Raw genomic sequence first — 19,380 nt, 5'->3', positions numbered from 1 at the left:
CGAAGGTCGACCGCTCGGCCGCCTACGCGCTGCGCTGGGTCGCCAAGAACGCCGTCGCGGCCGGCCTGGCCGACCGCATCGAGGTCCAGGTCGCCTACGCGATCGGCAAGGCCGCGCCCGTCGGGCTGTTCGTCGAGACGTTCGGGACCGAGCACGTCGACCCGACCCGTATCCAGTCCGCGATCACCGAGGTCTTCGACCTGCGGCCGGCCGCGATCATCCGCGACCTCGACCTGCTGCGCCCGATCTACGCGCAGACCGCGGCGTACGGCCACTTCGGCCGCACCGACGTCGAGCTGCCGTGGGAGTCGACCTCCCGCGCCGACGCGCTGAAGTCCGCCGCGGGCGGCTGATCGGCCCCGCGGAACTGCGAGAATCGGCTACGAGAGGCGGCCAGGGGACGGCCGCTTGTAGCCCCCGTCCGACCGCGATCGGATGTCCCTGCAGCCGCAGTTCTGGCACCGCCGTGGCTCTGCCGCGCGGCCGGCTCCGCGGTTCTTCGGGCACGCTGGACACGTCGTTCCGCTACGGCCCAGGTCGGCGCCGTAGCCGACAGTGCAGAGGTGGCAGGGCCGGGCTCATCGGTCGTCAGCGCAGCGCAGAGCAGCGGAAGAAGTACTCGACCGCCAAGTGGCGGTGGGCCACGGGCACCCTGATGGTCACTGGCATCTCGATGGCCTTCAGGGCTGGGTGGCGAGGCTCGCGGCCCACCCAGTGGTACGAGGTGGGGAAATAGCCGTCGATGGTGAAACGGCGTCGGAGACTCCTCAGGAATCCCTCGGGGGGTTGAACATTGCTGTAGGGCCGGTAGATCCGTTTGTCCCTGTGGTCGAAGTTCACGTACGAGGTGAGGAAGATGCCGTCGGCTTCGAGGATCGGCCCGATCTCGGCCAGCTTCCGGTCCTGGTGCGGTCCGACGTACTCCCAGACGCCCTGCGCGATGATGAGATCGAATTTCCGGCCGCGGAAGCCGATGGGTTCGTCCAGGAAGTCGGTCTCGATGAGGTTGTCGCGCGGTTCCTGGATGGCGATGTCGATGCCGCAGTATTCGATGTTTGGGTGCAGTAGTCGTTCGAGCGTGGCTGGACCGCAGCCGATGTCTAGCAGGGTGAGTCGTTTGCCCGCCGCAATTCTGTTGAGCAATCGGGCTGCCTTCTGCATCCGGTAGTGCGGCTCGGTATAGTTCCGGTTCTCCACGGCCCAGAAGTCTCTCTTGTAGAGTTTTCTGGCACCGCTCCCGATATTGTCGTGAGTGGACATCTGTCCTGCGCCCTCGTCCTTTCATGTCCGTGCCTGCGAACTCACCGGCCGCCGACGGGTGTTAGCAACAGCATCGTGGCGATCTCGTCGAACTGCACATGCACCTGCTGCGCAAAGGGTTGGGTAGCCTCCTCAAGTGCGGGCGGCCGGAGCGCCAACCGGCGAGATTCGAGCTCAGCGAACTGTTCCTGCAGCAGGTCCAGGTCGAGCGTCGCTGCCGCGTGGCAGTAGCCGTCGAGACCGACGCCGGCGAGCAGTTCTCGACTCTTCTCGGAGTAGCCGACAGAAATTGCCGGCACACAGGAAGCCAATCTGGGCGTCGGGATATCGCGCACGGACTTCGTTGAGGGCCACGTCGAGGGAGCCGTCGTTGCCGATGTTCCCCGATCCCAGTAGGCCGAAGAAGCCGATTCGCGGGAACGTCTAGTCACGGCGGGATCACGTGATCGTAGTAGTGTGTGGAACCCTGGACGACCACACAGACGCACAAAGCTCACGATCCCTCCATATCTCTCGAACCCGACATACATGTCGACTTTCGATCGCACGGTTTCTGTCTCGGCATTGGTTATGGTGCTGTTACTCGGACGGCAGTCATTCTGTTCGGCCTTGCGTTCAGCCTGATCGTTCCTGCTCTCATCACCCTGGATGACGAGAAGACAACGGTTCGTCGTGTACGACGTCTGATCTTGGGGCGACGGCCCGAGGACCTGGCGTTTGTCCGACGCCGGCGGCCACGGTGGCCGGAGGTGCCGACCTGGTCAGGTCCGATAGGTCGGATGGACGTCGACGCACCGCGCGGCGCCAGCACGTCCGCCTCGCCCGTACCGGCCGACGGACGCGCGCGGTCAAGAAATTGAGCCGCGTCGTCGATAGGATCACCGACGCCGACAAGGAACCCGTCATCCGTGGAAGGGGTGGCGGCCCTGCAGCGGACGGAGAAGTGCGACTCGCGCCGGAGTGCTGCACCACCAGGGCCCTCAGGCGTAAGGTCGCCTCGGTGGTCCTCCTCGAGGAGCGCAAGGTCGACAATCGCGCTATCGCCTGCGGTGTACGCAGTGTCGGCTCTGACGTGGATCCGTTGGGTTCGACGCGGCACAGTCGAGCCCACGGCGAGCTCCTGCGTAGGCCCGCCAGCGCACGACGCATGTGTGCCGCCCAACAGGCCGGCGGCGGTTGATGAATCCGACGAGCTGTGGAAGCCGTGACGGGGCAAGGGACGGTGTTGCCGGCCCTCGCCCCGCCTCGACGCCGTACGTCGGGTCAGCCCTGGTCGCTCGTCGGGCGGAACCTGCGGAGCCGCAGGCTGTTCCCGACGACGAACACCGAGCTGAGGGCCATCGCGGCGCCGGCGAGCATCGGGTTGAGCAGGCCGAGGGCGGCCAGTGGCAGCGCGGCGACGTTGTAGGCGAACGCCCAGAAGAGGTTGCCCCTGATCGTGCCGAGCGTGCGGCGCGACAGTCGGATCGCGTCCGCTGCCGCGCGCAGGTCACCGCGGACCAGCGTGATGTCGGCGGCCTCGATGGCGACATCGGTACCGGTCCCCATCGCGAGGCCGAGATCGGCCTGTGCGAGTGCGGCCGCGTCGTTGACACCGTCGCCAACCATCGCGACGACCCTGCCCTGCGCCTGCAGGTCCTTGACCACCTGCAGCTTGTCGGCGGGCAGGACCTCGGCGACGACGTCGTCGGATGGGATGCCGACCTCGCGGGCGACCGTCTCCGCCACGGCCCGGTTGTCCCCGGTCAGCAGGATCGGGGTGAGCCCGAGCCCGCGCAGCCGGGCGATCGCCTCGGCCGACGTGTCCTTGACGATGTCGGCCACGGCCATGACGGCCCGAGGCTCTCCGTCGACGGCGACGGCGACGACCGTGCGCCCCTTGCCGGACTCCAATTCGGCCACTGCGGCGAGATCGTCAGGCAGCCTCTGGCTCCACTGGTCGAGCAACGCCGGCCGACCGACGAGCACCGCGTGGTCGTCGACGACGCCGCGCACCCCCAGGCCCTCCAGGTTGCCGAACTCCGTCACCTCGGGCAGCTCGCCCACCCGTTCACGCGCCGCACGGGTGATCGCTGCGGCGACGGGATGCTCCGAGGCGTTCTCCAGCGCCCCGGCCAACCGCAGAACCTCGTCCGCGTCCGACGGGTCGGTCCCGGATCCGTCGGAGCCGGCGGTGTGTACGGCGAGCAGGGACATCCGGCCGGTGGTGACGGTGCCGGTCTTGTCCAAGACCACGGTGTCGACCTTGCGGGTGGACTCCAGGATCTCCGGGCCCTTGATGAGGATGCCCAGCTGTGCGCCGCGGCCGGTGCCGACCAGCAGCGCGGTCGGGGTGGCGAGCCCGAGCGCGCACGGGCAGGCGATGATCAGCACCGCGACCGCAGCGGTGAACGCCGCCGCCGCACCCGCACCGGTGCCCAGCCAGAACGCGAGGGTGACCGCGGACAGGGCGATCACGATCGGCACGAACACCCCGGAAATTCGGTCGGCCAGTCGTTGGACGGCTGCCTTGCCGGTCTGGGCGTCCTCGACCAGCGTGGCCATCTGCGCGAGCTGGGTGTCTGCGCCGACCCGGTGGGCCTGCACCACGAGCCGGCCGCTGGCGTTGACGGTGGCTCCGACGACCTCGTCTCCGACGACGACCTCGACCGGCACGGACTCGCCGGTGAGCATGGACGCGTCGACGGCGGAGCTGCCCTCGACGACGATCCCGTCGGTGGCGATCTTCTCCCCGGGGCGGACCACGAAGCGGTCACCGACGGCGAGCTGCCCGACGGGGATGCGCTCCTCGACCCGGCTGCCGTTCGGGCTTTCCCGCAGCACGGTGACGTCCTTGGCGCCGAGCTGGAGCAGGGCACGCAGGGCCGCGCCGGCGCGGCGCTTGGAGCGGGCCTCGAAGTAGCGCCCGGCCAGGATGAACGTGGTCACCCCGGCGGCGACCTCGAGGTAGATGTTGCCGGCCCCGTCCGATGGGCTGATTGTGAGCTCGAAGGGGTGGGTCATGCCGGGGATGCCGGCGGTGCCGAACAACAGTGCGTAGAGCGACCAGGCAAACGCGGCGAGGGTGCCGAGTGAGATCAGGGTGTCCATGGTCGCGGCGCCGTGGCGCAGGTTCGCCCACGCCGCCCGGTGGAACGGCCAGGCCGCCCACACGATCACGGGCGCGGCGAGGGTCAGCGAGATCCACTGCCAGTAGGTGAACTGCCACGCCGGGACCATCGCCAGCGCGATGACCGGTACCGACAGCACGATCGAGGTCAGCAGCCGCTGCCGGGCGGCTCGCAGCTCGACCGGCTCGGCACTGCTCTCGTCGACCTGCCCGGAGCCACCCGGCTCCTCGGCGACGGTCGGGGGATCGGGAAGGCGGGCGCCGTACCCGGCGGCGTGCACCGCGGCGACGAGCTCGTCGGGGGCGATCCCGTCCGGTGCGGTGACCTTCGCCTTCTCCGTGGCGTAGTTGACCGTGGCGGTCACGCCGTCGATCTTGTTGAGCTTGCGTTCGATCCGGTTGGCGCACGACGCGCAGGTCATGCCGGTGATGGCGAGCTCGACGTCGGTGACGGTGCGGCCCTGCACGGCAGTGGCTGGTCCAGTGACCGCCGCGGGGGCAGCTGTCGAGGTGTGGCTGGTCGTGGACATCAGTGGCCCTCTCCCATGCGGGGGTGGGTGTCGGTGGGGGTGGCGACGGCTCCGCTCGTCTCGTCTGGGCTCGTCGCGTCTGGCGCCGAGGTCGGTGGGCCGGTCGGCACGGTGAACTCAGCGGTGTGCACCGTCCCGGCGTGCTGGAAATCCAGGAATAGCCGGTAGGTGTCGGACGAGGGGACCTCGGCGACGAACCTGATCTGCGGTCCGGCGAGGGTGCGCCCGTCACCAGGGCTACCGTCTGCGTGCACGTGCAGATAGGCCAGGTCGGTGGCGCGCAGCGCGACGAGGTGTCCGTAGGCGCCGAGGTAGGGCTGCAGGTCGGTGACCGGCACGCCGTCCTCGGTGACGGTCAGCGCCAGCGGAGAGGACCGCCCGGCGATCAGGTCGCCATCGAGGTGGACCTGGTAGCCGTCGACCTCGGCGACCCGGCTGGTGTCGTGGCCGACCGGCTCGTCGACGCCGGCCACCGACAGGTCGGCCCCGAGGGTCGTCGGCGCCCCGCCCGTCGGGGTGAAGTCGGCGAAGACCCGGTAGACCCCGCCCGCGGGCAGATCCAGGGCTGTCCGCCAGGTGCCGTCGGGGTCCATAATCGGGTGCAGATGCTGGTAGCCGGTGGTGTCGCGGCGCACCACGATCAGGTGCAGCTGCTTGGTGTGCTCCTCGTCGAACGCGGTCACCGTGACCCCGTCCGGGCCGGTGATGCGGAAGGTGAGGTCGTCGACGGTTCCCGCGGTCAGCGTCGAGGCGGTGGGCATGAGGGTGTAGCCGCCCCTGCTCGGCGCCAGCCCGGCGGGCTGGTCTGCGGTCTCCGGGACGGCGCCGCTGTGGATGTCCCCGTGCCCGGTGTCCTCGACGACGCGGGCGCCTGTGGGCCCGGTCGCCGGTGCGGCGGAGGCGGTGCTGGCCAGGGGACCGACAGCGGATCCGGTCGCGTACGCCCCGAGTGCGAGCAGGGCGAGCGCCGCGCCGTAGGCGGAGAGCTTCGCAAGAGTGTTCACGATGATTCCCTTGCTTCAGGGTTGCCCGTCCGGCCGGGTCCGCCGCGACGAGATGAGGGTCAGGTGGTGGTGAGCTGGTAACCGGCGTCCTCGACGGCGGCGCGGATGTCCGCGTCGTCGACCTGCGCGTCGGTGGTGACGGTGACCAGGCCGGTCGGGAGGTCGACGGTGACCTCCCGGACACCGGAGAGCTCGCCGATCTCCTCGCGCACCGACGCGACGCAGTGGTCGCAAGTCATCCCGGTCACGGTGTAGGTGCTGACAGCCATCAGTGCTTCCTCTCTTCTCCTGCCGGTCCGCCCCCGGGAGCCGGGTGCGGACGCGACGAACTGAGCAGCCTGCGACGGGGCCGGTGCTGACGGGTGAGCTGGGGGTCAGGGCCGATCGGTCGGCACGTGGGTGCGCGATCGCGCCCCACGCGGTATCAGGACTTGACCAGACGGGCGATCGCGGCGCTGGCCTCGGAGATCTTCTGATCAGCGACCTGACCACCCTCGGCGACGGCGTCGCTCACACAGTGCTTGAGGTGATCGTCGAGCAACCCCAATGCCACGGCCTCCAAGGCCTTGTTCACCGCGGCGACCTGCGTGAGCACGTCGATGCAGTACTTGTCGGACTCGATCATCTTCGAGATGCCCCGGACCTGGCCTTCGATCCGGCGCATTCGTTTGAGGTGGTTGTCCTTGTTGTCCGCGTACCCGTGCACGGCGCCTCCCATCGATATCGCGACGATACCCTAGGGGGGTATCGTACGCCAGTGCGTCCGGCGAATCGAGCTGCTGGCACTCTTTCGCCCACCGAGCGGCTCGGCCCCTCTCGCGCGAGGCGCGCTTGTCTATGCCGGCGCGAGGACGCGGCCCGATCCCACGAGCTCAGAGCGCGAATCGGGGGACGGGCTCCCCCGGGAGTAGACGACGCCCTGGGCTGTGATCCTGTGCTGCCACTCGTATGCAGGAGCAACTTCGGTGCTGCACGATGCGACGGTGGGAGACGGGCGTGGGCAGGGGCGAGTCGCCCGGTGGGATCGGCATGCTTGCCTGGGCTTGCTGGGCATGGCGGGCGTCGTCGTGGCGCTCCATGTCCTCGGTTGGGGCGTGCTCCTGCTGGCGGTGGCTCCGCAGAAGATCATTCTGGGCGACGTCGGACTGTTCGGAGCCGGGCTGGGGCTGACCGCGTATCTGCTCGGAGTTCGGCATGCCTTCGACGCCGACCACATCGCTGTCGTGGACAACACCACCCGCAAGCTCGTCGGCGAGGGCAAGCGCGCCCTCAGTTCGGGCTTCTGGTTCTCCCTCGGCCACTCCAGCGTCGTGTTCAGCCTGTCGTTGCTGCTTGCGCTCGGCCTGCGCGCGATCGTCGGCCCGGTCCAGGACGAGGACTCGGCCCTGCTGCAGGCCCTCGGCCTGATCGGGTCGATCGTCGCCGGCGTGTTCCTCGTCCTGATCGGGCTGACGAACCTGGTCTCGGTGTTCGGGATCGCCCGGGTGCTGCGGGACATGCGCACTGGCGTCGTCGACGAAGCCGCCCTCGAGTACCACCTCCACCGTCGTGGGTTCCTGGCCCGCCTGCTCGGGCGCGTCATGCGTCGGGTCAACCGGCCCTGGCACCTGTACCCGGTGGGGCTGCTCATGGGCCTCGGGTTCGACACCGCCACCCAGGTCGCGCTGCTCGTCCTCGCCGCGGGAACGGCCGCGTTCACCCTCCCCTGGTACGCGATCCTGGTGCTTCCGGTGTTGTTCGCTGCAGGGATGAGCCTGTTCGACACCGCCGACGGCGTGTTCATGGCCAGGGCCTACGGCTGGGCCTTTCTCAAGCCCGTTCGGAAGGTCTTCTACAACCTCACGGTGACGGTGCTGTCGGTGATCGTCGCGCTCGTCGTCGGCGTGATCGTGCTGTTCGGCATGATCGGGGAGCGTCTCGACGTCCAGTCCGGTCCCCTGCACTGGATCGGCTCGCTCGACCTCGAAGTCGTCGGGTTCGCCGTCGTCGGCCTGTTCGTGCTCACCTGGATTGTGGCGCTCGCCGTATGGCGGCTGGGCCGCATCGAGGACCGGTGCTCCCCAGCACCCCTCGCTGACGACGCTCTCGTCGACCCGCACGGAGCGGGCCCACACGGCTGACCAGATCACCCGATCGGGAGTCGACCCGTTGCACCGTCGACCCGGCGGTCAGGCAGTCCTCCGCCGCGCAGCTATCGTCGGGGCGTGCAGACGCTTGGTCGACGCGACTGGCAGCACGTGCTCCTGATGCTGTCGCTGATCCTGGGTGTCGTCGCGATGCACTCCGCGGTCGCCTGCCGCGACGACGCGCAGAACGTCGCCATGCAGAGCGCTGCCGGCCCACCGATGACGATGGCGGGCCCTGACGGATCCGTGACGGTCGCCGCTGATACGGACGCCGTAGCGGCGCCAGAAAACACCGGCGGAGTTGCTGGTTCCCACGGCCAACAGGCGGCAGCGACCGCGGTCCTGGTCGTCACTGTGAGATCCGAGATGCACACCATTGACCCGGCGGGCCCGGCGGGGCCCGCCGGTGGACACTCGGCGCTGCACGACCTGCTCCACCTGTGCCTGGCCGTGCTGACCGTGCTGCTGGCCGTGGCCGCCGCGGCGCTCCTGGCCTTCGTCGTCGGACGCGCGGCTCGGCCCGACGCAGCCGGCCGCAGTGGGCGGCCCGTCGCCGGGCCCCGGGCGCCTCCACCGACCTCGGTCAGGCTCGCGCAACTCTGCGTGCTGCGGAACTGATCGGCCTCCAGCGCGGAAGAGCGCTGGTCCGATCACATCCGTTTGCACTCAGAGGAGTACCTCCAATCATGAACCGCACATCTGTCCTTGGCATGCTCGGCGCCGCCGCCGTCACGGCCGTTCTCGTCGCCGGGTGTAGCGACTCGACCGGCTCCGCCACCGCCGCGTCCACCACACCGAGCGCGGCCGCCACGTCACCGGCCGTCTCGGCCGATCACAACGCCGCGGACACCGCGTTCGTCCACGACATGATTCCGCACCACGCCCAGGCCGTCGAGATGGCCGACATGGCCATCCAGCAGGCCAGCAACGCCCAGGTCAAGCAGCTCGCCACCCGCATCCAGCAGGCTCAGGGGCCTGAGATCGAGCAGATGCGCGGCTTCCTCACAGCCTGGGGTGAACCGGAGACCGGGCCGACCGCCACGAGCGGCTCCATGGGCGGCATGGACCACAGCGGCATGAGCCAGGCCACGAGCACCATGCCCATGCCGCAGGGGATGCCCGGCATGATGACCGGCCAGCAGATGCAACAGCTCGGGCAGGCCACCGGCGCCGACTTCGACCGGATGTTCCTGCAGATGATGACCGAGCATCACAACGGCGCCATTCAGATGGCCCAGACCGAGCTGGCCGAGGGTCAGAGCCCCGCTGCCAAGGCACTGGCACAGAAGATCATCCAGGACCAGCAGTCGGAGATCACCGAGATGCAGAACCTGCTCTCGACGCTCTGACCCGCCGAGCTCCTTATGCGAGGCGGGGCGGAGGGTGGCTCTGATGCAGCCCCCTCCGCTCCGCGCGATTCCCGGGCGTGGGGTGGCCGCGGCCAGCGGTTGCGGCAATGCGGCCGACATGAAATGACACCGCGCAGGGAAGGTCGCGTTGGACAAGGGGTCACGCACCCGTCCCGGGTAGGGGTATCTGACATGAGCGAGTTCGTGCCGGTGCTGATCGTGCTCGGGGTGGTGCTGGTCTTCGTCGCCGCGCTCTACTCGCTCTCGGTGATGACCGCGGCGGCCCGGCCAGTGTCGGAGGTCGCCCCGTTCACGGGCGGCCTGGGGCCGACCCACCACGCCTTCTCCCGGTTCCACGTGCGCTGGTACCCGGTGACCATGGTGTTCCTGGCCTTCGACATGGAAATGATCTTCATGTACCCGTGGACGCTGGTCGTGTCGCGGGTCGGGCCCTCCGCGGTGATCGAAATGTTCGTGTTTCTCGCCATCCTGCTCGCCGGAGTTGTCTACGCGTGGCGCGAGGGCGCTCTGCGATGGACCTGAGCCGATGGCTGCGGCGCGTCGCCGCCCGACGACCGCACGTGCTGATCGTCGCCGCCCGCAACGGGGTGGCCGTCCGCCTGGCCGTCGAGGCAGAGCTCTCGCGACGCGACTGGCCGATCGCCGACACCCCGGCCGACGCGGACGTGCTGCTCGTCGCCGGTCGCGCGGGGCCCGAGCTCACGGCCGCGATCGAGGCGATCTGGGCGAGCGTTCCCCAGCCGCGCACCTACCTCGCCATCGACGCACCGGAGGGCCTCGAGGCGACATTGGACCGAGCCTCGGCCGACCTCGCCGCAGCGCGTCCTGCCGCCGGGCCGGCTCCGAGTGCACCCACTGCGGCAGAGCCCATCGAGGACGGACGGGGCGGCACACCTCGGCATCTCGACGGGAATCTGCATCCCGACGAGAAGCCCGGCTCTCCACAGCACGGCGGGCACGAGCAGGACGGCGGGCACGAGCAGCACGGCGGTCATGGCGGGCACGGCGAGATGGAGATGCCTGGTGGGCTGGCGATGGCCGATCTCGGCGACGATCGCGACGGGTTGATGCTCGATCGGCTGAACGTGGCGTTGGGGCCGGTCCTGCCGGACTGGCCGGCGGGGCTGGTGCTCGAGGTGGCGCTGCAAGGCGACGTCGTCCAGCAGGCCCACGCCCGGCTGGTCGATGATCCACCCGGCGAGCCGTTCTGGACGTCCCGTACGTCGGCCGCCCTGGGCGACGGCGATTGCCCGGACATCGGGCGGCGCGCCGTGGCCCGAGAGCTCGACGCCGTGGCCCGGGTCCTGGCGGTGGCGGGCTGGGCGGCGCCCGCGGCGGGGGCCCGCCGGCTGCGCGACCGGCTCCTCACAGGGGCGTCGCTCGACCCGACCTGCGCGGCGGTCGAAGCGCTGGTGCGCCGGATCCGCCGGTCGCGGACCCTGCACCGGATGGTGCGGGGCCTCCCGCATGTGCCGGCATTGGTGGCGCTGCGCCTCGAGGCCCTCGGGCTCGCCGTCGAGGCACTCCACGAGCCAACCGGGGACGCGATCGCCACTCGCGCGCCCACATCGAGGGCGCGGCCCGTCCATTCAGCTCGGTACGAGCAGGCCCGGATCGAGCTGGCCGAGGTGGCACGCCTGGTGGTCGGCACCGACCTCGCCGTCGCCCGCCTGCTCCTCGCGGCCGCCGACCCCGCCACCGACGGCGACACGACTGTCGTCCCCGGCGACGCGCCCGTCGTGACGACGGCTGGGGACGACGCGCCGGCAGCGACGACGGCTGGGGACGGTACGGCCCCCGGGACGCAGCCAGGCATGCGCGACGGCGGGCGGCGCGACCGTGGATGAGGCGGTCCCGATGCCGGCACCGGCTGCGGCGCTGGCGTGGTGGTGGGCGCCGCTGCTGCCGCTGGTGTTGATCGCGGTGGCGTGGTCGGTGGTGGTCGTCGATGCGGCAGCGGACGCACGGGCGGCGGGCCGCCCCGGTGGGTTCACCGCGCCGGCGAGAGAGCTGGCGCGGCTGCTGGTCGGGCAGCGCCGTCGGACTGTGGCGGCCGACCCGGTGCTGGGGCGAGCCGGGCCGGTGGTGCTGGTGGTGGCGGCGGTACTGGCCGCGGTGGTGATCCCGCTCGGCACGCGCCCGGTCGCGGACCTCGGGGTCGGGGTCGTGTGGTTCAACGCCATGGAGGTCCTGGCATGGGCCGCGGTGTGGATGGCCGGTTGGGGCCCGAACAGCGTGCTGTCGCTGGTGGGCGGATACCGGTTCGTCGCCCAGGGCCTGGCCTACGAGCTGCCACACATGTTCGCGATCATCACCGCCGCGGTGGGCGCGCAGAGCCTGCGGGTCGGCGACATCGTCGCCGCCCAGCAGGGCCTGTGGTTCGTGGTGATCATGCCAGTGGCGTTCGTGGTCTTCCTGGTCTCGGCGGCCGCGATGGCGTTCTGGGCGCCGTTCGACGCCCCGGTGGCCGGTGATCTCGCCGGTGGGGCGGCCGGCGAGCTGTCCGGCGTGGACCGTCTGCTGTTCCTCGGCGGCAGGTGGCTGATGTTGACCGCCGCGGCGGCGATGGCGGTGCCGTTGTTCCTCGGCGGTGGCGCCGGGCCGCTGCTGCCGGCGTGGGCGTGGGTGCTGGTCAAGACCCTCGCGGTGCTGGCTGTGCTGGTCTGGGCGCGACGCCGGTTCCCCACCATCCGGATGGACCGCTGGACCGAGATCTCCTGGATGGTGCTCGTGCCGCTGACCATCGCCCAGGCCCTGGTGGTGTCGATCGTCGTGCTCACGCGGGGCGACCTGTAGATGAGGGAGGGCTGTAGATGGACGTGGTGTTCTGGGTGCTCGCCCTGGCCGCGGTGATGTTCGGGTTCGGGGTGTTCCGTCTGAACTCGATGGCGCAGGTGACCTTCTCGCTGCTGGCCTCGTTCCTGGCCGTGGCCGGGCTCGTGGTGCTGCTCGGGCTGGGCTACCTGGGGGTGGTCATCGTGCTGATGATGGTCATCGAGATGGTGATCATGGCCGTCTTCATGATCATGTACATGATGAATCCGGCCGGCCTGATGCCGATGGCGATGTATCACAACAAGCCGGGCGCGATGACGATCTCGGTGGGGACGTTCGTGCTGCTCGCCGCGGGAATCCTGCTCGTCGACTGGCCGCAGCGCACCGGCACCCCGGCCCCCGATCCGACCTTCGCGCTCGGCCGGTCGCTGATGGGCGAGCAAATGCTGACCACGATGACCCTCGGGATCACGCTGTTCGCCACGATCGTCGCGACGGTCGTTCTCTCGACGGGGCGCGGCCGCTACGACCGGCTCGGCGGCGACCTCGACGCGGACACGTCCGACGACCCCCTCGGAGGAGGTGTCGGCCGGTGACGCTCGAGCTGTTCCTGCTGGCCGCGGCCGGACTGTTCGCGATCGGGCTCTACGGGGCGCTGTCGCAGCAGTCGATCGTGATGCTGATGATGGGGCTGGAGCTGATGCTCAACGGTGTCATCCTCGCCGCGGCCGCGTTCTGGCACTTCCTCGCGTCCGCGGGCAGCCAGGGCCAGGTCCTCATCGTCGTCGTGGTCACCGCGATGGCGGTCGAGATGGCCGCCGGGTTCGCCGTGGCCACCGCGATCTACCGGGCCCGCCAGGTCGACATGACCGACGGCGCGGCGGACCTGAAAGGCTGAGGCCGCTCGTGCTGCTGTGGCTGCTGATCGCCGTTCCGCTGCTGGCCGGAGCGCTGCTCGCACTGTGGGGGCGGCGGGTCGACCCGCTCGCGCCCGCCCTCGGCGTCGGCGTGTCAGTGGTGGTGCTGGGCCTCGCGGTGGCCGCCGCGTTCATCGGTCCGGTCACCGACACGGCCCTGTTCGCGGGCATCCGGGCCGGCTTCGCCGTCGACGGGCTCTCCGCGGTGCTAGTCCTCACCGTCGCCGGGGTGCTGCTAGCGGTGCTGGTGTCTGCCGCGGGCGAGCAGGGGCTGCGGACCGGCCGGTTCACCGGCCTGATGCTGGTCTTCGCCGCGGCGATGCTCGCGACGGTGACGGCGACGGGCCTCGCGCCGCTGCTGATGGCGTGGGAGGTCATGGGCGCAGCGAGCTGGGCATTGATCGGCTATCACGTCTGTGACCCGGACGCGGTGCGCGGCGCGCACACCGCGTTCCTCACCACCCGCACCGCCGACCTGGGGCTCTACCTCGCGGCCGGTGCCGCGCTCGCCGGCGGTGTCGGGTCGCTGAGCTTCGAGGAGCTGCCGACGGCCGGGGCGGGATGGCGGGAGCTGCTGGTGGCCGGGGTGGTGGTCACGGCGCTGGGCAAGTCCGCACAGCTGCCGTTCAGCTTCTGGCTCTCCGGGGCGATGCGCGGCCCGAGCCCGGTGTCGGCGCTGCTGCACTCGGCGACCATGGTCGCTGCCGGCGCGTACCTGCTGGTGCGACTGAACCCGCTGCTCGGCTCGGTCGGCTGGGCCGGTCCGCTGGTGGCCTGGGTCGGGGCGGGGACCGCGCTCGGAATGGGGCTGGTCGCGATCGCCCAGCGCGATCTCAAGCAGCTGTTGGCCGCGTCGACCTGCGCGCAGATCGGCTTCATGATCCTCGCCGCCGGTGTCGGCAGCACCGGCGCCGCGGTGCTACAACTGGTCGCCCACGCGGCCACGAAGAGCCTGCTGTTCCTGGCCGCGGGGGCCTGGCTGAGCGCGCTGGGCACCAAGCAGCTCGGCGGTCTCGCCGGGTCGGCCCGCCGGTTTCCGCTCGTCGGAGCGGTGTTCACGGTCGGGGCGCTGTCGCTGGCGGGACTTCCACCGTTGTCGCTGTGGGTCGCCAAGGACACCGTGCTCGCCGCGACCCTCGCCGCCCCGGCGCCCGGCGTGGTCGCCCTGTACGTCGTCGGGCTGGCCGCGGCCGCTGTCGCCGCGGTGTACAGCGCGAAGGCGCTGTGGTTCGTGTGGCGGCCCGCGGCTGGTGTCGCGCAGCCGCCGGCGGCGGCCGAGGTCGAGCAGCCCCCGGCCGGTCGGCTCTCGGCCGTGACCGGTCCGCCGCTGGTCGTGCTGGCGATCGGGGCGGCCGCCCTCGGGATCCTCCCGCTGCTCGGCCACGGCCTTCTCCGCCCCGAACCCGGGCCGCGGTGGTGGGAACTGGTCGTGTCGGCCGCCGTGGCGGGGGCCGCCACCGCGTGGGGCTGGCGCGCCGCGACCCGGCTCCCCGAGCCCGGGCTGCTGCATCGGTGGTGGGATCTGGAACAGGCCGCCCGGCTGCTGCTGGTCCGCCCGGTGCACCGGCTGGCGCACGGATTGGCCAGGTTCGACGACCACGTCCTCGACCGTGGTGTCGACGCCGCCGCCCGGGCCACGGTCACGCTCGCGCGGCAGCTCGACCGCCGCGGTGAGCCCGCCGTCGACGGCGTCGTGCGCGGTGTCGTCGACGGGGCTCGCGCCCTGGGCCGGTGGGCGCAGCGCCCGCAGACCGGGCAACTGCACCAGTACTACGCGCAGGCCTCTGTCGGGTTCGCGGTGCTGGCCGTGCTGGCCGTCGTCGTCCTCGTCGTGTCCTGAAAGCGTCGTGTCCTGAAGGAGGACCCAGCGGTGCTGTCGTTGATCGTGTTCCTGCCCGCTGCGGTGGCGGTGGTGGTGGCGGCGTTGCCCGCGCGGCTGCCGGCCCGCCTGTTCGTCGGGGCGTGGATCGCCGCCGCGCTGGCCGACCTGGCGCTGATCGTCGCCGCCTGGGTACGGCTCCCCGTCGCGGGCGTCGGGCCGGGCGGCTACGCGTTCGAGGTGCGCCTGCCGTGGATCCCGTCGGCCGGAATCTCCTACCACCTCGGCGTCGACGGGCTGGCGCTGCCGCTGCTGGCCATGACCGCCGTGCTGTTCCTGGCGTGCGGGGTCTTCGCGCTGCGCGAAACCCGCCGCGTCAAGCCCTACGTGCTGCTCTTCCTGGCCCTGCAGACGGTCAGCCTCGGGCTGTTCGCCGCGCTGGACCTGATCTTGTTCTTCTTGTTCTTCGACCTGTCGATCGTGTTCATGTACTTCGTGATCGCCGGGTGGGGGCACGCCGAGCGGGCACGGTCGGCGGCGCTGAAGTTCTTCCTCTACACCTTCCTCGGCTCCTTGGCCCTGCTGCTCGGGTTCATCCTGGTCTTCCTCGCCGCCACGCCCCACACGTTCGACATCGTCGAGCTCGCCGCCGCGAACCCGCTCGCCGCCGGCGGCCCCTACGCCGCGCTCACGCTGCTGGCGATCGGCGTCGGCCTGGCCGTCAAGACCCCGACCGTGCCGTTCCACACGTGGCTACCGCCCGCGCACACCGAAGCCCCTGCCACGGGCTCGGCGATCCTGGCCGGGGTGTTGCTCAAGATGGGCACCTATGGCTTCGTCCGCATTGCCATGCCCCTGCTCCCGACGAGCTGGCGCCAGTACGCCCTGGTCGTGCTCATCGTCGGGGTCGTGTCCGTCGTCTACGGCGCGCTCGTCGCATTCGCCCAGACCAACCTCAAGCGCATGATCGCCTACACTTCGATCAACCACATGGGCTACGTGCTGGTCGGGATCGGCGCCGCCGGGATCGTCGCCGCCGGCGACGCCCAGGCCCGCACGCTGGCCACTACCGGTGCGCTGGTGCAGATGGTCTCGCACGGCCTGATCACAGGCGCCTTGTTCCTGCTGGCCGGCGTCCTCTACGACCGCGGCCACACCTACGAGCTCGGCGCCTATTCCGGGCTGGCCGCCCGCACCCCGCGCTTCGCCGCGCTGTTCGCCGTCGCGGCCTTCGCCTCGCTCGGGCTGCCCGGCTTCTCCGGCTTCATCGCCGAGTTCCAGATCTTCACCGGCTCCCTGCCCGCCGCGCCGATCCCGGTCGCGATCGCGGTCACCGGAATCCTCGTGACCGCCGCGTTGTTTCTGGTCGCGCTGCAGCGGCTGTTCCTCGGGCCGCTCCGCATCCCAGACGCCCCCGGCACACCCCACGCCGTCAGCGACTTGCGCACCGGCGAGCTTCTCGCGATCGTGCCGCTGCTGTCGCTCGCCACGGTGATCGGGCTCGCCCCCCGGTTCCTGCTCGACCTCGTCGAGCCCGCCGCGGCCACGGTGAACACCCTGGTCGCTCGATGATGAACGAGAACCTTGCCGCGCTGATCCCCGAGCTCGCGCTGCTCGGCGCCGCGGTGCTCGGGCTGCTCGTGGGGGCGTGGCTTCCGCGGCGACGCCAATGGCTGGTCGGGGTCCTCGCCGCCGCTGCCTGCCTGACCGGGCTCGTCGCCACCGGTCTGACCTACCTGCACCCCGCCGAGACCGTGTTCGGCTCCTACACCGTCGACACCACCACCAACGCGAGCCGGCTGATCGTGCTCGTCGCGGTCCTGCTCGCCGTCGGCGCCTCCGCAGACACCACCCGCGCCCACCAGCGGGAGACCGAGTACTGGGTGCTTCTGCTGCTCGGCGCGCTCGGCGCCGTCTTGCTCTGCGGCGCAACCGACCTGCTGCTGCTGTTCGCGGCGTTCCTGCTCGCCAGCATCCCGCTCTACGCCCTGGTCGGCTGGACGAAGACCGCCGCGGGCACCGAGGCGGCCATGAAGTACTACCTCTCCGGCGCCTTCGCCGGGGTCACCATGATCGCCGGGGTGACGCTGCTCTACGCCGCCGGCGGTGTCACCGCCTACTCCGCCCTGCGCGACAGCCTCACTGTTGCTGCATCGGCGATGGGTGGACGATCGACCGCTGCGCTGGCTGCCGTGGGGCTGGTCGCGGTCCTGGCCGGGCTGGCGTTCAAAGCGGGGGCGGTTCCCGCGCACTTCTGGGTACCCGACGTCAGCGACGGCACCCCCGCCCCGATCGCCGGCATTATCACCACCGTCCCAAAGATCGGCGCCCTCGTCGCGGCCTATCGGATGCTGTCCGCCGCCATCCCCGACCACCTCATCGACTGGCCGCTGCTCGTCGCGATCCTCGCCGCAGCGTCGATGACGCTGGGCAACCTAGCCGCGTTCCTCCAGAACTCGGCACAACGCCTGCTCGGCTACTCCGCGATCTCCCAAGTCGGCTACGTCCTCATGGCCCTCGCCGTCGCCACCCGCACCGGCCTCGCCGCCTCGGCCCTGCTGCTCTACCTCGCCGCGTACGCGGTGACCAACCTCGGTGCCTTCGCCGTCGCGGCCGCCGTCACCACCAGCGACCGGTCTGCCCGCACGCTCGAGGACTACCGCGGCCTGGCCCGCCGGCGACCCGCACTCGCAGCCGCGCTCGTCATCTGTCTGCTGGGGCTGGTCGGCACCCCGCCGACCGGGGTATTCCTGGGTAAGCTTGCGGTGTTCATCGCCGCAGTCGACGGCGGCATGGCATGGCTGACCGTGCTTGCGGTGATCAACACCGTCGCCAGCCTCTTCTACTACCTCCGATGGATCGCCCCGTTGTTCGCCGACGTCCGCGATCAGAACGCCACCGAGCATCCCCGCGCGACCCGACCCTGGGCGAGCACTACGGCACTCGCGGCTGCCGTTGGTTCCTTGGTGATCGGCGTCGGTGGCGGCCTTCTGACCTCATTGTTCAGCGGTGTGCTCTGATCACATGATCCGGCCGCCCCGCTCAGCACGCCCATCCCGGTCACGCGCCGACAATGGGGCACGTTAGTGCTGGCTGAGCGCCGGTAGACCGGCTGTGCTCGCTGCCGAGGACACAGACGGCGCGCGATCAACCCGCCCCGCGGACCGCGAACCCGCGGCCGACTTAGGTGGGCCCCCGCCATCCTGGCCAGCCCTTTCTGGCCGCGCTGGCTATCGCTGACGTGGCCGTGAGTGTCGGTCCTCGTCGTTACCATTATCGGTTGTGCCGTAACCGCCGACATGAGGAGGCAGCGCCATGCCGGTGGAGATCAGTGCGCGGTACTTCGACCCGAACGACCCGGACGACGAGCTGGCGCGCCGCTTCGCCGCGGGGCAGCCGGCGGCCGCCGGTGATCTCGAGGCCGAGTTGCCGTGGGTTGAGCCCGACTACGCCTCCATCCCGTCTGACGCGGACCTGCCGTGGGATGCGGACGAGCGCGACCTGGTGTGGCCGGGACCAGCCATGATCATGCCCGCCGGGCTGTTGCCGGACGGCAGGCCCTACAGCCGCGACGAGCGGGACAACGCGTCGCGGATCTGCGGCGAGGTCGTAACGTCCGGGGTGGAAGCCGACGCGGTGGTCCGGGCCTACGACCGCCAGCAGAAGGCGCTTCGGGATCGTGCTGGCCTCCCGTGGGCAGTGCGGGGTGCGAACGGCCTGGAGGACTTGCCGGAGACGCTGCAGGCGATCGCGCAGCTGCACCGTGAGGAACGAGTCCGGCGTCGGCAGGCGCACCGCTCGCGCTGGGCTCGCTGATCAGTCCAGGTCCAGGCCCCAGTCCTCGGACTGTTCCTGCGTCAGTCCGATCTGCGCTCCGGCCGGGCTGTGCTCGTGCTCGGGGACCCTCTCCGCTGTCGGGCCGTGGATGGTCTGGTCGCGTTCGGCCTGGTCCCGCCGGGTCCGGTCGGCTTCGAGCGCCTCGGCGACCTGGCGGTGGCGCTCCGCGGCCCGGACCGGCTCGGCGGCCTCGCGCAGCTCCCGGATCGACTGTGCCAGCCGGGCCTGCTGGCGGGCCTCGGCCAGGCTGACCCGTACCTCGGTGTCGGCCTGTCCGTGCTCGACGTCCCGGCCCTGGTCCTGCCCGTGCTCGGGGGTCTCGGTCTCGACGCGCAGTGGCTGCGCGCCCACGCGGGCCTCGTCGGACAGCTCGAACAGCGCAAGCTGGTTCTTGTCCTCGCGGTCCGGCTCGGCCAGCGCCCGCTCGTCGCGCGCGCGGTCGGCGGCCGCGGCCTGGTCGACCGCCTGGTCGACCGCCCGCTCAGCCGCCGCCGCCCGTCCGGTCGCCGGCCCGGCCTGCTCACCGGCCGTCGGCCCGACCTCGACCTCGACCGGCTGGGACCGGCTGACTAGCTGTCCCACCTACGGAGGTTGGTGACGCGGCGGGAGTAGACACGCCAGGGCGGATGATCT

The 19,380-nt window shown here is 70.8% G+C and carries 20 protein-coding genes; 13 read left to right on the top strand and 7 right to left on the bottom strand.

Features of this window, described 5'->3' with window-relative positions; genetic code table 11:
• A partial coding sequence (locus PSD17_RS09365; protein ID WP_339122389.1) for a methionine adenosyltransferase domain-containing protein occupies window positions 1–353 on the top strand: 353 nt, incomplete at its 5' end.
• A 235-nt stretch (window positions 354–588) separates the two neighbouring features.
• On the opposite strand, the gene PSD17_RS09360 is transcribed toward PSD17_RS09365, so the two are convergent.
• From PSD17_RS09360 to PSD17_RS09335, 6 genes are all read right to left on the bottom strand, one after another.
• The gene (locus PSD17_RS09360; protein WP_158511371.1) at window positions 589–1,197 is read right to left on the bottom strand and encodes a methyltransferase domain-containing protein; all 609 of its coding nucleotides are present in this window, start codon (window positions 1,195–1,197) and stop codon (window positions 589–591) included.
• A 104-nt stretch (window positions 1,198–1,301) separates the two neighbouring features.
• Complete coding sequence (locus PSD17_RS09355; protein ID WP_143771219.1) at window positions 1,302–1,595, bottom strand: hypothetical protein; 294 nt, start codon at window positions 1,593–1,595, stop codon at window positions 1,302–1,304.
• A gap of 928 nt (window positions 1,596–2,523) precedes the next feature.
• Window positions 2,524–4,899 (bottom strand): heavy metal translocating P-type ATPase, encoded by a 2,376-nt coding sequence (locus PSD17_RS09350; RefSeq protein ID WP_013678838.1) that lies wholly within the window; start codon window positions 4,897–4,899, stop codon window positions 2,524–2,526.
• Complete coding sequence (locus PSD17_RS09345) at window positions 4,899–5,903, bottom strand: hypothetical protein (RefSeq protein ID WP_013678837.1); 1,005 nt, start codon at window positions 5,901–5,903, stop codon at window positions 4,899–4,901. The genes PSD17_RS09350 and PSD17_RS09345 overlap by 1 nt, the downstream gene beginning before the upstream one ends.
• A gap of 59 nt (window positions 5,904–5,962) precedes the next feature.
• On the bottom strand, window positions 5,963–6,172 hold the full coding sequence (locus PSD17_RS09340) for a heavy-metal-associated domain-containing protein (RefSeq protein ID WP_013678836.1): 210 nt from the start codon (window positions 6,170–6,172) through the stop codon (window positions 5,963–5,965).
• Window positions 6,173–6,327: 155 nt separating this feature from the next.
• Entirely contained in the window at window positions 6,328–6,609 is a 282-nt protein-coding gene (locus PSD17_RS09335) for a metal-sensitive transcriptional regulator (protein WP_013678835.1), read from the bottom strand.
• Window positions 6,610–6,868: 259 nt separating this feature from the next.
• Between PSD17_RS09335 and PSD17_RS09330 the strand changes: the two genes are divergently transcribed.
• The 12 genes from PSD17_RS09330 (at window position 6,869) to PSD17_RS09275 (ending at window position 18,726) form a co-directional block, all read left to right on the top strand.
• Window positions 6,869–8,023, top strand: a complete 1,155-nt coding sequence (locus tag PSD17_RS09330; RefSeq protein ID WP_013678834.1) for a HoxN/HupN/NixA family nickel/cobalt transporter — start codon at window positions 6,869–6,871, stop codon at window positions 8,021–8,023.
• A gap of 84 nt (window positions 8,024–8,107) precedes the next feature.
• Window positions 8,108–8,647, top strand: coding sequence for a hypothetical protein (locus tag PSD17_RS09325; protein ID WP_041763373.1), 540 nt, complete (start codon window positions 8,108–8,110; stop codon window positions 8,645–8,647).
• A gap of 68 nt (window positions 8,648–8,715) precedes the next feature.
• Window positions 8,716–9,378 carry a DUF305 domain-containing protein gene (locus tag PSD17_RS09320; RefSeq protein WP_013678832.1) on the top strand — a complete coding sequence of 221 codons (663 nt, stop codon included), beginning with the start codon at window positions 8,716–8,718 and terminating at the stop codon, window positions 9,376–9,378.
• Window positions 9,379–9,570: 192 nt separating this feature from the next.
• The gene (locus PSD17_RS09315; protein WP_013678831.1) at window positions 9,571–9,921 is read left to right on the top strand and encodes an NADH-quinone oxidoreductase subunit A; all 351 of its coding nucleotides are present in this window, start codon (window positions 9,571–9,573) and stop codon (window positions 9,919–9,921) included.
• Window positions 9,912–11,246 carry a hypothetical protein gene (locus tag PSD17_RS09310; RefSeq protein WP_013678830.1) on the top strand — a complete coding sequence of 445 codons (1,335 nt, stop codon included), beginning with the start codon at window positions 9,912–9,914 and terminating at the stop codon, window positions 11,244–11,246. The genes PSD17_RS09315 and PSD17_RS09310 overlap by 10 nt, the downstream gene beginning before the upstream one ends.
• A gap of 10 nt (window positions 11,247–11,256) precedes the next feature.
• A complete protein-coding gene (locus PSD17_RS09305; RefSeq protein ID WP_013678829.1) occupies window positions 11,257–12,195 on the top strand; it encodes a complex I subunit 1 family protein in 939 nt (312 codons plus the stop codon).
• Between the two features lie 17 nt (window positions 12,196–12,212).
• Window positions 12,213–12,770 (top strand): NADH-quinone oxidoreductase subunit J, encoded by a 558-nt coding sequence (locus PSD17_RS09300; RefSeq protein WP_013678828.1) that lies wholly within the window; start codon window positions 12,213–12,215, stop codon window positions 12,768–12,770.
• On the top strand, window positions 12,767–13,072 hold the full coding sequence (locus PSD17_RS09295; protein WP_013678827.1) for an NADH-quinone oxidoreductase subunit NuoK: 306 nt from the start codon (window positions 12,767–12,769) through the stop codon (window positions 13,070–13,072). Before PSD17_RS09300 ends, PSD17_RS09295 begins: the two co-directional genes overlap by 4 nt.
• Window positions 13,073–13,080: 8 nt before the next feature.
• Window positions 13,081–14,931 carry an NADH-quinone oxidoreductase subunit 5 family protein gene (locus PSD17_RS09290; protein WP_013678826.1) on the top strand — a complete coding sequence of 617 codons (1,851 nt, stop codon included), beginning with the start codon at window positions 13,081–13,083 and terminating at the stop codon, window positions 14,929–14,931.
• Window positions 14,932–14,961: 30 nt separating this feature from the next.
• The gene (locus tag PSD17_RS09285) at window positions 14,962–16,482 is read left to right on the top strand and encodes a complex I subunit 4 family protein (RefSeq protein WP_013678825.1); all 1,521 of its coding nucleotides are present in this window, start codon (window positions 14,962–14,964) and stop codon (window positions 16,480–16,482) included.
• Window positions 16,482–17,930: a proton-conducting transporter transmembrane domain-containing protein gene (locus tag PSD17_RS09280; protein ID WP_041763367.1), complete on the top strand. Its 1,449-nt coding sequence runs from the start codon at window positions 16,482–16,484 to the stop codon at window positions 17,928–17,930. The genes PSD17_RS09285 and PSD17_RS09280 overlap by 1 nt, the downstream gene beginning before the upstream one ends.
• Before the next feature lie 295 nt (window positions 17,931–18,225).
• On the top strand, window positions 18,226–18,726 hold the full coding sequence (locus PSD17_RS09275; protein WP_013678823.1) for a hypothetical protein: 501 nt from the start codon (window positions 18,226–18,228) through the stop codon (window positions 18,724–18,726).
• Here PSD17_RS09275 and PSD17_RS09270 read toward each other — a convergent pair whose 3' ends face one another.
• Window positions 18,727–19,329 (bottom strand): hypothetical protein, encoded by a 603-nt coding sequence (locus PSD17_RS09270; protein WP_013678822.1) that lies wholly within the window; start codon window positions 19,327–19,329, stop codon window positions 18,727–18,729.
• Window positions 19,330–19,380: the final 51 nt, after the last annotated feature.

The sequence above is a fragment of the Pseudonocardia sp. D17 genome (genome assembly GCF_036984265.1).
GTDB classification, from domain to species: Bacteria; Actinomycetota; Actinomycetes; order Mycobacteriales; family Pseudonocardiaceae; genus Pseudonocardia; species Pseudonocardia benzenivorans.
Note: the sequence above shows the minus strand (reverse complement) of the source record. Positions and strands in the feature narration are given on the sequence as shown.